A 14,092-nucleotide genomic window follows, 5' to 3' on the forward strand; every position below is an offset into this window, starting at 1 on the left:
CCGCGCACCCACCCGGTGCGACAGGAAAGTACACGGTCGCCGCAACAAGCGATCGCCCCATGTTCAAGAGAGGATACCCATGTCTCGCTACGTCATCCCGTTCGAACAGCTTCGCATGACCGACGTCGAAAGCGTCGGTGGCAAGAATGCGTCGCTGGGCGAAATGATCAGCCAGCTCCCCAAGTCCGTGCGCGTACCCGGAGGTTTTGCCACCACGGCCGAAGCCTTCCGTGAGTTTCTGGCGCAGGACGGCCTGGCCGATCGCATCCATGCCGCCCTCGAGGCGCTGGATGTCGATGACGTCAACGCGCTGGCCCGTACCGGCGCGCAGATCCGTCAGTGGATGATGGATACGCCCTTCCCGGCCCAGCTCGAAGCCGAAATCCGCAGCTTCTACGCGCAGCTCGACGCCGCCGGCAACGGCTCGTTCGCGGTGCGCAGCTCGGCCACCGCCGAGGATCTGCCGGATGCGTCCTTCGCCGGTCAGCAGGAAACCTTCCTGAACATTTCCGGCATCGACAACGTGCTGCATGCGATCCGTGAGGTGTTCGCATCGCTCTACAACGACCGCGCGATCAGCTACCGCGCGCACAAGGGCTTCATGCACGCGGGTGTCGCGCTGTCGGCCGGCGTGCAGCGCATGGTGCGCTCGGACAAGGGCGCGGCCGGCGTCATGTTCACGCTGGATACCGAATCGGGCTTCCGCGACGTCGTGTTCATCACCTCCAGCTACGGTCTGGGCGAGACGGTGGTGCAGGGCGCCGTCAATCCGGACGAGTTCTACGTGCACAAGCCCATGCTGGCCCAGGGGCGCCCGGCGGTGATCCGCCGCACCCTCGGCAGCAAGATGATCAAGATGGAGTTCGCGGCAACCGCTGCGGCCGGTCGCAGCGTGCAGACGGTGGACGTGAGCGACACCGACCGCCAGCGCTTCTCGCTGACCGACGAACAGGTGCTCGAACTGGCGCGCTACGCGATGACCATCGAAGCGCATTACGCCCGTCCGATGGACATCGAGTGGGGTCTGGACGGCGTCGACGGCCAGCTCTACATCCTGCAGGCGCGCCCGGAAACCGTGAAGTCCCACGAGTCCGGCATGTCGCAGCAGAAGTTCCGCCTGAAGCAGTACGGCAAGGTGCTGGCCAGCGGCCGTGCCATCGGCCAGAAGATCGGCGCCGGCCCGGTGCGCATCGTCGAGAGCGCAGCCGAAATGGACAAGGTGCAGGCTGGCGACGTGCTCGTCACCGACATGACCGACCCGAACTGGGAGCCGGTCATGAAGAAGGCCGCCGCCATCGTTACCAACCGCGGCGGCCGTACCTGCCACGCGGCCATCATCGCCCGCGAACTGGGCATTCCGGCCATCGTCGGCTGCGGTGACGCGACCGAAACGCTGACCGAAGGCGAGGAAGTCACCGCCAGCTGCGCCGAGGGCGATACCGGTAACATCTATCGCGGTCGCCTGGACTTCGAAGTGGTCACCTCCGACCTGTCCAATCTGCCCGATCTCGACCTCAAGGTCATGATGAACGTCGGCAACCCCGAACTGGCCTTCGATTTCTGCCAGCTGCCGAACGCCGGCGTGGGTCTGGCCCGTCTCGAATTCGTCATCAACAACACCATCGGCATCCACCCGAAGGCGATTCTCGAAATCGATCAGGCGCCCGCGCGCCTGCGCGAGGAAATCCGTCGCCGCGCCCGTGGCTACGCGAATCCGGAAGCCTTCTTCGTGGACAAGCTGGTTGAAGGCGTGGCCACCATCGCCGCCGCCTTCTGGCCGAAGCCGGTCATCGTGCGTCTGTCCGACTTCAAGTCGAACGAGTACAAGAAGCTGCTCGGCGGCGACATCTACGAGCCGGACGAAGAGAACCCGATGCTCGGTTTCCGCGGTGCGTCGCGCTACATCGCGCACAGCTTCCGCGACTGCTTCGAACTGGAATGCCGTGCAATGCGTCGCGTGCGCGACGAACTGGGCCTGACCAACGTCGAACTGATGGTGCCCTTCGTGCGCAACGTCGGCGAGGCGGCCGAAGTGGTGAAGCTGCTCGGCGAGCACGGCCTGAAGCGTGGCGAGAACGGCCTGCGTCTCATCATGATGTGCGAGATCCCGTCCAACGCGCTGCTGGCCGAACAGTTCCTCGAGCACTTCGATGGCTTCTCGATCGGTTCGAACGACCTGACCCAGCTTACGCTGGGTCTGGACCGCGACTCCGGTCTGGTTGCCGGTGCCTTCGACGAGCGCGACCCGGCGGTCAAGATGCTGCTGTCGATGGCGATCCGCACCGCCAACCGACTGGGCAAGTATGTGGGCATCTGCGGCCAGGGCCCGTCGGACCATGCGGATTTCGCGCTGTGGCTGATGGACGAGGGCATCCAGAGCGTGTCGCTGAATCCGGACACGGTGGTTGATACCTGGCTGAAGTTCGCTGCGCACGCCAAGGAAAAGTAATCGGCGCTGCAGCAGGAAGCCCCGCTTCGGCGGGGTTTTTTTTCGCCCACACCATTTACCGGACGAGAGCGGGAGGCGAAAAAAAAGCGCACCGTGAGGTGCGCTTTCTTTCAGTGCAGATCGCCTTGCGGCGATCTCAAACCGTCTGAAGAATCAGAGCGGCTTGATTTCGGAGGCCTGCAGACCCTTCGGGCCGCGGGTCACTTCGAACGACACCTTCTGGTTTTCTTGCAGCGACTTGAAGCCGTTGCCCTGGATCGCGGAGAAGTGCGCGAACAGGTCTTCACCGCCGTCGTCCGGGGAGATGAAACCGAAACCCTTGGCGTCATTGAACCACTTGACAGTACCAGTTGCCATTTTTGAATTCCTTTGAATACGTAGTTTTGAACAAGTCTTCGCAACACGCGAGGACCGTAGCGCAGGGAAACCTCAAGGGGAATATGGCAAGCGGAGTACTGACTTGAAAATCGAGAACCGACGCACAACACGTTCATGCTTGAAATCACCTACAGACGTGCTTATACGGGAAAAGCGCGCGCGACGCAAATGGTATTTTCACTGATGCATTGTTTGCAGGTGAGCAGCGATTGCCGGCAACGCTTCAGTACGGCGCACGGACTGACGTTATCCGGTACGAAGTGAATGCATGATGTGCACTGACGTGGACGCGGAACAGGAGACCACTTGATAACTGCGACGGTGCCCGAAGCCGCTCGAATGCAGCGGCGATGCGTCGATACGCTGCGCCGGGGCGTGCGCGCTGTACTGGGCGTGATGGCCGTCTCGCTGCTGTCCGGCTGTGCCGACGACGCGCCGGTGGTGCAGCGGCCGGAGTATGCACGGGCCGATGCGGTGCCGCAGTTGCGCCGCCTCAGCTTCGGTGTGCACCCTCTGCACAACCCCGGGCGTCTGATGGCGCTTTACGGCCCTATCGTCGAAGCGCTCAACGAAGCGCTGCCCGATGTGGTGATCCGTCTGGAGGCCTCGCGTGACTACGCGGATTACGAACGCAAGCTGCGCGAGCGGACGCTCGATCTGGCACTGCCCAATCCCTATCAGACGGTCTCGGTCGCGGCGCCTGCCTACCGCGTCTTCGGCAAGGTGTCTGGCGACGAGGACTTTCATGGTCTGATACTGCGGCGTCACGACAGTCCGATCAGGCAGCCGCTCGACCTGCGCGGGGCGACTTTCAGCTGTCCGGCGCGCACCGCGGTGGCGGCCTGCATGCTGCCGCTGCTGCATCTGCGCGAGGCGGGTCTCGACGTCGCTCGCCAGCTCGACGTCAGGACAGTCGGCTCGCAGGAATCCAGTATCCTGAATGTGGCGCGTGGCCTGGTTGACGCAGGCGCAACCTGGCCGCCGCCCTGGCGTGCGTTCCAGAAGGACTACCCGGGGCTCGCTGCCCAGCTCGAGGTCGCCTGGGTTACCGACAACCTTCCGAACAACAGCCTGATGGCACGGGCGGATCTGGAGCCCGAACTGGTCGAACGTGTCGCGCAGTTCCTGTTCGGTCTGGCGGCGAGCGAAGAAGGGCGGCGACTGCTGGTCAATGCCGAGATTGCCGGCTTCGAACCGGCGACCGATGCCCGCTACGCGCCGGTGCAGGCGATGCTCGCCCGCTACGCCGAATTGATAGGCCCGATCGGACCATGACGCTCGCCGCTAACTTCGCTGCCCGACTGCGCACGCTGCTCACGGCGTCGCTGACGCGTCGGCTGGTGTTGTCTATCGTCGTGCTGCATGCGGTACTGATTTCGTTCTTCGTCAGTGATCTGGTTCGCCGGGAGCGCGAGGTGCTGCTGGCGCAGTCGCGTGCGGCGCTGCTGGCGGAGGTCGAACTGCTGTCGCGCAGCGGCCGGGAATGGGTGCTGGCGAACGATCTCGCCGGCCTCGACGAGCTGCTGCAGAGCGTGCGCAGTTCGCCCGGCATCGAATACGCGATGTATTTGAATCCCGACGGCCGGGTGCTGGTCCATACCGAGGCCGAGCGCAGCGGTACGGTGCTGTCCGATACGCTCAGCCTGTCCGCTCTGTCAGCGGGCGTCGGGCAGGGTGCGCGGCTGCTGCAGCAGACGGCGGAACTGAGCGATGCACTGGCGCCCGTGCATTACGGCGACCGGCTGGTCGGTTGGGTGCGCATCGCGCGCAACCACCAGAGCGAGGCGGCGGCGCTGCAGCGCGCGGTGTTCGATGGCGCGCTCTACGCGCTGACGGCCATCGTCATCGGCACCCTGCTGGCGATGCTACTGGCGCGCGGTCTGACCGCGGACCTGCGCCGCGCACGCGGCCTGTTCGAGCGGGTACGCGAGGGTGATCTGTCGCAGCGTCTGTCGCATCGCCGCCAGGACGAACTTGGCCATCTGCTCGACGGCATCAACGACACGCTCGATACCCTGATGCGCAATGACCGCGTGCTGCAGCAGACGCAGGAGAGGCTGGAGCTCGCCGTCAAGGGTTCGAACGACGGCGTGTGGGACTGGGACCTGGCGAGCAACGACGTCTATTACTCGCCGCGCTGGAAGCAGATGCTCGGCTATTCCGACGACGAACTGGGCAACCGGCCCGAAGCCTTTCTCGATCGCGTCCACCCGGACGATCTGCCGCGCCTGCTCGACCGTATCAACGACTATCTCGAGGGACGCATTCCGGTTTTCGAGATCATCATCCGCGCGCGCCATCGAGACGGTGGCTGGCGCTGGATCATGTCGCGCGGATCGGCGGTGCGCGATGCCAGCGGACACGCCCGGCGGATGAGTGGCACCCACACCGACATCACGCCTCTGAAGGAGGCCGAAGCCGGTCTCGCACTCGAGCGGTCGCGCCTCTACAGCCTGCTCGCGCAGATGTATATCGGCGTCGTGATGGAGGACGCCGACGGGCGGATCGCACTGTGCAACCACGCGTTCTGCGACCTGCTGTCGGTGTCGGGAGATCCGGCCGACTTCATCGGTCGGCGGCGTGAGGACCTGCTGATCGACGCGCAGGCGCTTTTCGCCGACGGTGCGGCCGCTGTGCAGCGCGCACTCGACATTGCGCAGCGCGGCGAGGCGGTGATCGGCGAGCGCGTGCACCTGAAGGACGGCCGCGTGATCGAGCGCGATTTCCTGCCCATCCGCGTCGGCGACGCGCAGCAGGGGGCACTGTGGACGTTGCGTGACATTTCGGCCCGCATTCGGCTGGAGCGGAATCTGTCGGCGGAGAAGGAGCGGCTGCGCGTCACCCTGCTGTCGATCGGCGATGCGGTGATCTCGACCGGCGAGGACGGCCGTATCGATTTTCTGAACCCGGTTGCCGAGCACCTGACCGGCTGGTCCAACGAAGAGGCGGCGGGCCGACCGCTGGCCGAGGTGCTGCGCCTGGTCGACGGCGTGACCCGCCAGCCCCGTCCCGATCCGGCGATCGAGGTGCTGCGCCAGCAGGTCGTGACGCCGCTGGAAGGCGAGACGCTGCTGGTGTCGCGCAGTGGCGAGGAGCGTGTGGTCGAGGACTCGGCCGCGCCGATACGCGATGCGCAGGGCGGCGTCTGTGGCGCGGTCGTCGTGTTCCGGGACGCCACCGACCGCCATCGCATGCAGGAGCGCCTGCGCTGGCAGGCGACGCACGATCCGCTGACCGGTCTGGCCAACCGGCTGCTGCTGGAGGATCGCCTGACCCAGGCCATGGCGCGCGCTCGCCGCCAGGACAAGCTGCTCGCGGTTTGCGTGCTCGACCTCGACGAATTCAAGGCGGTCAATGACCGGCTCGGCCACGAAGCCGGCGACGAACTGCTGCAGGCCATCGCACACCGCCTCAGCGTGTCGGTGCGCATGGACGACACGGTGGCGCGGCTGGGCGGCGACGAATTCGTCGTGCTGCTCGGTTCGCTCGGCGATGTCGGCGAGATGGAAGCCTGTCTCGAACGCATGCTGGCCGCGCTGGCCGAGCCGCTGCATCTCGCCGGCGAGGAGGTGAGCACGCCGGCCAGCATCGGCGTCACGCTCTACCCGCTCAACGACAGCGAGGCCGACGCGCTGCTGCGCCACGCGGACCAGGCCATGTACGCGGCCAAGCAGGCCGGCGGGCGCTGCTACCGGCTGTTCGATTTCGAGCACAGCCAGGAGTCGGTCGAGCGCCTGCGCCGCAAGGAGCGCATCGGCGAGGCGATCACGCATGGCGAAATGCGACTCTACTTCCAGCCGCGCATCGACATGCGCGAAGGGCGCATGGTCAGCGCCGAGGCTCTGGTGCGCTGGCAGCACCCGGAGGAAGGCCTGCTGCCGCCAGACAGCTTCCTGCCACTGATCGACAACGATCTGGAAATCCATCGCCTCGGCGAGTGGGTCATCCGCGATGCGCTGCGCCACCTCGCCACATGGTGGGCGGCCGGCGCGCACTTCAGTGTGTCGGTCAATATTTCAGCCCCGCATCTGCTGGCGCCGGGCTTCGTCATGCGGCTGGCCGAACTGCTGGCCGAGCAGCCACAACTGCCGCGTCGCGTGCTCGAAATCGAGGTGGTCGAATCGGTGGCGCTGAACGACATCGAGCGCGCCGCCACGGTGGTCAGCGACATCCGCCGGCTGGGCGTGCGCGTGGCAATCGACGACTTCGGCGTCGGCTACGCCTCGCTTGGCTATCTGCGCCGGCTGCCGGTCGATGTCGTGAAGATCGACAAGTCCTTCGTGCTCGACATGCTGGACGACGAGGACGATTTCGAGGTCGTGCAGGCGGTCATCGCGCTGGCGCGCGCGCTGCGCCGGGAATCGGTGGCCGAAGGGGTCGAGACTGCCGAGCACGGGCTGCTGCTGATGCGTCTGGGCTGTCACCAGGTACAGGGCTACGGCATCGCGCGACCGATGCCGGCGGACGATCTGCTGCCCTGGCTGGCGAGCTGGGTGCCGGATCCACGGTGGACGGAGTGGCGGGATTTCAGCTGGGATATCGACGATCGCCCACTGTTTACCGCGATACGCGACTTCAACCGCTGGGCCGACGACGTACTGGCGATCGCCGCCGGCAACACGACGCGCCTGAGCGACGTCGAGGTGCGTGACCCGACGCAATGCCGCTTCGGTCTCTGGTTCCACGCCGAGGGCGAGCAGCGCTACGGCAGCCTCGACGAATATCGGCGCCTCGATGTGGCGCACCGCGAGCTGCACGAACTGGGTGCCGACATCATCGATTGTCTGCGGCGCGGCGACGCGGCCGCGGTGCAGGCTGCCGCGCGCAGACTGAGCGCTGCGCGCGAGCGCGTGACGGCCTGCATCGACGCGCTGCAGCGCGCTGCACGGCGCCGAGCGGTCACCGGCTGACACCGGCGACCGCGCCTGTCACGCGTCGATCAGGATGCCCAGATCGCGCAGGCGCTGCATCATTTCATCGACCGTCTGTTCGATGTTGCGGCCGCTGGTGTCGATGCGGATCTCCGCGTTCTCCGGTGCTTCGTAGGGCGAGTCGATACCGGTGAAGTTCTTGATCTCGCCGCGTCGCGCCTTCTTGTACAGCCCCTTCGGGTCGCGCTCCTCGGCCACCGCGATCGGCGTGTCGACAAAGATTTCGATGAATTCGCCGTCCTCCAGCAGACCGCGCGCCATGCGGCGTTCGGAGCGGAAGGGCGAGATGAAGGCGGTCAACACGATGAGACCGGCGTCCACCATCAGCTTGGCCACTTCGGCGACGCGACGGATGTTCTCGACGCGGTCCGCTTCGGTGAAGCCCAGATCCTTGTTCAGGCCGTGCCGCACGTTGTCGCCGTCGAGCAGATAAGTGTGACGGCCGAGCGCGTTCAATCGCTTTTCGAGCTGGTTGGCGAGCGTCGATTTGCCCGCGCCGGACAGGCCGGTGAACCACAGCACGCAGGGTTTCTGGCCCTTCATCGCACCGCGGGTTGCCTTGTCCACATCGACGTGCTGCATGTGGATGTTGTGCGAGCGGCGCAGCGCGAAGCGCAGCATGCCGGCGCCTATGGTGGCGTTGCTGATGCGGTCGATCAGGATGAAGCCACCGGTTTCGCGAACCGATTCGTAGGGGTCGAAGGCGATCGGCCGGTCGATGCCGAGCTTTACCACCGCGATCTCGTTCAGCGCGAGCTGTTTGGCCGCCAGATGCTCCAGCGTGTTCACGTTCACCTTGTGCTTGATGTCGGTGACCGTGGCAGTGACCGTGCGCGTACCGATCTTCATCAGGTAGGCGCGGCCGGGCATCATCGGCTCGTCCTGCATCCACACCAGCGTGGCCTCGAACTGGTCGGCCACTTCGGCCGGCGTGTCCTTGTGCGAAATCACGTCGCCGCGGGAAATGTCGACCTCGTCCTCCAGCACCAGCGTGACCGACTGACCGGCGATGGCACGCGGCAGGTCGCCGTCGGCGGTGACGATGCGCTTGATCGTGCTGGTGCGGCCCGACGGCTGCACGCGGATGGCTGCGCCCGGTTCGATCACGCCGCTGGCGATGGTGCCGGCGAAGCCGCGGAAATCGAGATTGGGGCGGTTCACCCACTGCACCGGCAGGCGGAAGGGACCCTTCAGCCGGCGCTTCTGGTCGACCTCGACGGTTTCCAGATAGCCCATCAACGTCGGGCCGTGGTACCAGCCCATCTGTTCGCTCTGTGACGTGATGTTGTCGCCCTTCAGCGCGGACATCGGTATCGCGACGATGTCCTCCAGGCCCAGCTGGGCGGCGAAGGCGCGGTAGTCGTCGAGGATGCGGCGGAAGGTGGCCTCGGAATAGCCGACCAGGTCCATCTTGTTGATGGCGACGACGACGCGCTTGATGCCGATCAGCGACACCAGGAAGCTGTGGCGGCGGGTTTGCGTCTGCACGCCGTGACGCGCATCGACCAGGATGATGGCCAGGTCGGCGGTCGAGGCGCCGGTGACCATGTTGCGCGTGTATTGCTCGTGGCCCGGCGTGTCGGCGACGATGAACTTGCGCCGGTCGGTCGAGAAGAAGCGGTAGGCGACGTCGATCGTGATGCCCTGTTCGCGCTCCGCGGCCAGGCCGTCGACCAGCAGCGCGAAGTCGAGGTCGCCGCCCTGTGTGCCCACCTTCTTCGAGTCGGCTTCGAGCGCGGCCAGCTGGTCCTCGAACAGCATTTTCGATTCGTACAGCAGGCGCCCGATCAGCGTACTCTTGCCGTCGTCGACGCTGCCGCAGGTGATGAAGCGCAGCAGGCTCTTGTGCTCGTGCTGCTTCAGGTAGGCGCCGATGTCCTGCGCAATGAGGTCGGAAACGTGTGCCATCAGAAATACCCTTCCTGCTTCTTCTTTTCCATCGAACCGGCCGAATCGTGGTCGATCACGCGGCCCTGGCGCTCCGAAGTCTTCGTGAGCAGCATTTCCTGGATGATGTCGGTCAGCGTGGCAGCGGTTGACTCGACCGCACCGGTCAGCGGATAGCAGCCCAGCGTGCGGAAGCGGACGCTCCTCATCTGCGGCACTTCGCCGGCGCGCAGTGGCATGCGCTCGTCGTCCACCATGATGAGGGTGCCGTCGCGCTCGACCACCGGGCGCGGCGCCGAGAAGTAGAGCGGCACGATGGGAATGTTCTGCAGGTAGATGTACTGCCAGATGTCGAGCTCGGTCCAGTTCGAGATCGGGAAGGCGCGGATCGATTCGCCCTTGTGCTTGCGCGCGTTGTACAGGTTCCACAGCTCCGGCCGCTGGTTCTTCGGGTCCCAGCGGTGCTGCGCGGTGCGGAAGGAGAACACGCGCTCCTTGGCGCGCGACTTTTCCTCGTCGCGGCGGGCGCCGCCGAAGGCGACGTCGAAACCGTACTTGTCCAGCGCCTGCTTCAGCGCCTCGGTCTTCATGATGTCGGTGTGGATGGCGGAGCCGTGCGTGAACGGGTTGATGCCCTTGGCGACGCCTTCCTGGTTGATGTGCACGATGAGGTCCATGCCCAGCTTCTTCGCCATCTCGTCGCGGAACTGGTACATCGCCTTGAACTTCCAGGTGGTGTCCACGTGCAGCAGCGGAAAGGGCGGCACGGCCGGGTAGAAGGCCTTCATCGCAAGGTGCAGCATGACCGCGCTGTCCTTGCCGATCGAGTAGAGCATGACCGGGTTTTCGGCTTCGGCCACCACCTCGCGCATGATGTGGATGCTCTCGGCTTCCAGCCGCTGCAGGTGGGTCAGGGTGTCGGGATCGATCGCTTCGGGTGTGGTCTGCATGGGCGCTCTCGGTTTGATCGCGGAATGATGGGGTGCCGCCGCGACGTGCGCGTTCGAGCGCGTCACGGCGGGCGGCGGATTCGAGGACGGGGCTGCGGCGGGCGTCACGGTCGGCGACATCGGCAGCGCGGTCCAGCTTAACGGCGGCGTCTGCGCCGACATCCAGCGATCCAGTTCACCGCCCGGCGTCAGCGTCAGGCCGCTCAGCAACAGATGCACCGGCCGCTTCCGTTCGGCGGCGAGACGCTGCCAGAAGCGCGTCCAGTCGTCGGTATCCGGTGGGTTCTGGCATGCCGACCAGTGCAACTGGCCGCGGCTGCCACGTGCGAACAGGAGCCAGTGACGGTGCTCGGCGGCGGTACCGGGCAGGGCGCCGCACCAGAAGGGGTCGTGGTCGTGCGCGACCGATTTCATCAGCGCGTGCAGCTGCCGGTCGTCGTCGTCGGACAACGCGGGCTGCAGGCCCCAGCCGGCGCGGTAGCGACCCAGGCTGCGCCGCGGCGGCACCGGCAGACCTTGCTGCACGAACCACGCCGCAATCGCCTCGTCGCTCCACAGACGCTGCGGCAGGCCGAGCGCATCCGGGGTGTATCCGACCATGGCGGTCAGCAGTCTGCGCTCGACCGAGGCGTCGAGCTTGCGGCCGCTGCCGGCACTGCGGCCGCGACGGCGCAGCAGCACCGCATCCCACCCGCCAGCCAGATAGGCCTTGTGGGCAGCGATGACCGTTGGCGCGCTCAGGCGCACCGCGGCCGATACCGCGGCCACGGTCATGCCGGCCAGGCGCAGCCTGACGGCTTCGCGGCGGCGTTCGTTCAACTCTTCGGCAGGCAGGTTTCTAGCGTCCATTCTTCACGGACAGGGTTGTCATCCGTCATGTAGAGTACAAGCATTCAGTGCGCAGATAATGTGCATTAATTATTTAGTGGCCGTTAAACCGACGGACACCGTGGCTTGTCAGGAGAAAACATGAAGGACGTCGCCGAACTGAAGACCTTGCACGCGGCGCTGCTGGACATCGTCCGGGCTGCGGGCAAGTGCGTGATGGATGTCTATGCGACGGATTTCGAAGTCACTGATAAGTCGGACAATTCGCCTGTAACGCAAGCCGACAAGAAGGCGGACGAGGTCATCGTTGCGCGCTTGAAGGCGCTGACGCCGGACATTTTCATCGTGTCCGAAGAGTCCACCGAAGCCGGCCAGCGGCCGGCGGACGGCGCACCGTTCTGGCTGGTCGATCCACTGGATGGCACGAAAGAGTTTATCAACCGCAACGGCGAGTTCACGGTCAACGTCGCCCTGATCGAGAACGGCCAGCCGGTGCTGGGCGTCGTGCTGGCGCCGGCGCTGGGCCGTATGTTCTCCGGCATCGCCGGTGTCGGCGCCTGGCTGGAGGACGCCGACGGCGCGCGCGAAATCCGCTGCCGCGTGCCGCCAGGCGAAGGGCTCACGGTGGTGGCCAGCCGTTCGCACGGCGACGCGGCCGCGCTCGAGGCCTACCTCGCAGGGCGCAAGGTGGCAGACCTGCGCAACGCCGGCTCATCGCTGAAGATCTGTCTGGTCGCGGCCGGCGAAGCCGACGTCTATCCGCGCCTCGGTCGCACGATGGAATGGGACATTGCCGCCGGTCACGCGGTGCTGGTTGCCGCCGGCGGCCGCATCGAACAGGTCGACGGCTCGCCGTTCAGCTACGGCAAACCGGATTTCGCCAACCCGCACTTCGCCGCCTGGGGGCTGGGCGCCTGAGTCTCCGCTCATGACTGCCTGGCTGGTTCTCGCCTCCATCGGCCTGCTGCTGGCGCTACTGGTGCATGGCCGCATCGCGCCGGCACCGCTGTTCGCCGGCCTGGCCACCTGTTACTACCTGGCCGGTCTGCTCGACCAGAAGGCCTGGCTGGCCAGTTACACCAATCCGGCGCTGGCCATGCTGGTGATGCTGCTGCTGGTGTCGCTGGTGATCGAGCGCTCGCCAATACTGGAGCGCGTGTCCGACCGGCTGCTGCGCGGCTCGCCCGGCTGGGCGGTGGTGCGCTTCACCTCGGTCACCACGCTGTTTTCCGCCTTTCTGAACAACACGGCGGTGGTGGGGGCGCTGCTCGGCGTGGTGACCAAGCAGCGCCATCACCCGGCCTCGCTGCTGCTCATCCCGCTGTCCTTCGCCGCCATTGTCGGTGGCGTCACCACGCTGGTCGGTACCTCGACCAATCTGGTGGTCAGTTCGTTGATGGTGAATGCCGGCATGAAGCCGCTGGGCATGTTCGACCCGAGCTGGGTCGGCGTGCCGGTGGCGCTGGTCTGTGTGGCTGTGCTGGCGCTGAGCGTGCGTCTGCTGCCCCGGCATGCCGCGAACGACCGCGAACTGCAGCAGGCCTATTTCCTCGAGGCGCGGGTCGAGCCGGCGTCGTCGCTGATCGGCCGCAGCATCGAACAGAACAGGCTGCGCAATCTCGAAGGCCTGTTCCTGCTCGAAATCATGCGCGAGGGCAGGCTCATCTCCCCGGTCGCACCGACCGAGGTGATCGAATCCGGCGACGTGCTCATCTTCACCGGCGAAGTGGACAAGATGGCCGCGCTGCAGCGCTTCGACGGCCTGCAGGTGTTCGGCGTCGAGGCGGATTCGCTGCTGCGCTCCAACCTGCTCGAAGTGGTCGTGTCAAGCCAGTCCGAACTGGCGAACAAGACGCTGCGGGAAGTCGATTTTCGCACCATGTTCGACGCCGGCGTGGTCGGCATACGCCGCGGCGACAAGCGCCTGACCGGCCAGCTCGGGCGCGTGCCGCTGCACGTCGGCGACAGCCTGCTGCTGGCGGTCGGCCCCGATTTCGCGAACCACCGCAACATCGACCGCAACTTCCACCTGGTTGGCGGCACGGTGCGGCCGCGCCTGACGCCGCTGCAGAGCCGGCTCACGCTGGGCGCCTTCGCGGCGGTGATTGCGCTGTCGGGGCTGGAGATCGTGCCGCTGTTCACCGGCCTGCTTCTGCTGCTCGGAGGGCTGGTCGTCAGCGGCCTGCTGACCTTGGGCGAAATGCGGCGCCGCTTCCCGTTCGACCTGGTACTGACCATAGGCTCGTCGCTGGCCATCGCCCAGGTACTGGAAAACAGCGGCGCCGCGGAACTGATGACCGGCGCGTTGCGCGCGCTGTACGACGGCCACGGCGTGGTCGGCGCCTTCATCGGCATCTACCTGCTGACGGTCATCCTGACCGAGCTGGTGACCAACAACGCCGCTGCAGCGCTGGCCTTTCCGATCGCGCTGTCGACCGCGCGTGCCTTCGACGCCGACCCGATGCCCTTCGTGATGGCGGTGCTGTATGGCGCCAGCGCCGGCTTCCTGATCCCTTTCGGCTACCAGACCCATCTGATGGTGTATTCGCCCGGGCGCTACCGCATGCTGGATTTCGTCCGCATGGGCCTGCCGATCACCCTTGCCTATGGCGCGACCGTGCTGCTGCTGGTGCCGGTGTTCTTCCCGTTCGCCCGCTGAAGCGCCGAGG

The 14,092-nt window shown here is 65.9% G+C and carries 8 protein-coding genes; 5 read left to right on the forward strand and 3 right to left on the reverse strand.

Going from position 1 to position 14,092, the window contains the following annotated elements:
- Window positions 1-79: 79 nt before the first annotated feature.
- Window positions 80-2,449, forward strand: coding sequence for a phosphoenolpyruvate synthase (ppsA, locus tag WDZ97_RS03365; protein ID WP_425761790.1), 2,370 nt, complete (start codon window positions 80-82; stop codon window positions 2,447-2,449).
- 153 nt (window positions 2,450-2,602) lie between these two features.
- Here ppsA and WDZ97_RS03370 read toward each other — a convergent pair whose 3' ends face one another.
- Window positions 2,603-2,806, reverse strand: coding sequence for a cold-shock protein (locus tag WDZ97_RS03370; RefSeq protein WP_019917894.1), 204 nt, complete (start codon window positions 2,804-2,806; stop codon window positions 2,603-2,605).
- A gap of 360 nt (window positions 2,807-3,166) precedes the next feature.
- On the opposite strand from WDZ97_RS03370, the gene WDZ97_RS03375 reads away from it, so the two are divergent.
- Window positions 3,167-4,102: a phosphate/phosphite/phosphonate ABC transporter substrate-binding protein gene (locus WDZ97_RS03375; RefSeq protein WP_425761791.1), complete on the forward strand. Its 936-nt coding sequence runs from the start codon at window positions 3,167-3,169 to the stop codon at window positions 4,100-4,102.
- On the forward strand, window positions 4,099-7,737 hold the full coding sequence (locus WDZ97_RS03380) for an EAL domain-containing protein (RefSeq protein ID WP_425761792.1): 3,639 nt from the start codon (window positions 4,099-4,101) through the stop codon (window positions 7,735-7,737). The genes WDZ97_RS03375 and WDZ97_RS03380 overlap by 4 nt, the downstream gene beginning before the upstream one ends.
- Before the next feature lie 18 nt (window positions 7,738-7,755).
- On the opposite strand, the gene cysN is transcribed toward WDZ97_RS03380, so the two are convergent.
- Window positions 7,756-9,666: a sulfate adenylyltransferase subunit CysN gene (gene cysN / locus WDZ97_RS03385; RefSeq protein ID WP_425761793.1), complete on the reverse strand. Its 1,911-nt coding sequence runs from the start codon at window positions 9,664-9,666 to the stop codon at window positions 7,756-7,758.
- Window positions 9,666-10,595 carry a sulfate adenylyltransferase subunit CysD gene (gene cysD / locus WDZ97_RS03390; RefSeq protein WP_341421622.1) on the reverse strand — a complete coding sequence of 310 codons (930 nt, stop codon included), beginning with the start codon at window positions 10,593-10,595 and terminating at the stop codon, window positions 9,666-9,668. Before cysD ends, cysN begins: the two co-directional genes overlap by 1 nt.
- A 969-nt stretch (window positions 10,596-11,564) precedes the next feature.
- Here cysD and cysQ point away from each other — a divergent pair.
- Entirely contained in the window at window positions 11,565-12,341 is a 777-nt protein-coding gene (gene cysQ / locus WDZ97_RS03395) for a 3'(2'),5'-bisphosphate nucleotidase CysQ (protein WP_425761794.1), read from the forward strand.
- Between the two features lie 10 nt (window positions 12,342-12,351).
- Window positions 12,352-14,082 carry an SLC13 family permease gene (locus WDZ97_RS03400; protein WP_425761795.1) on the forward strand — a complete coding sequence of 577 codons (1,731 nt, stop codon included), beginning with the start codon at window positions 12,352-12,354 and terminating at the stop codon, window positions 14,080-14,082.
- Window positions 14,083-14,092 lie beyond the last annotated feature (10 nt).

Source organism: Methyloversatilis sp. MC4-4, assembly GCF_049843555.1.
In the GTDB taxonomy this organism is placed as follows: Bacteria; Pseudomonadota; Gammaproteobacteria; order Burkholderiales; family Rhodocyclaceae; genus Methyloversatilis; species Methyloversatilis discipulorum_B.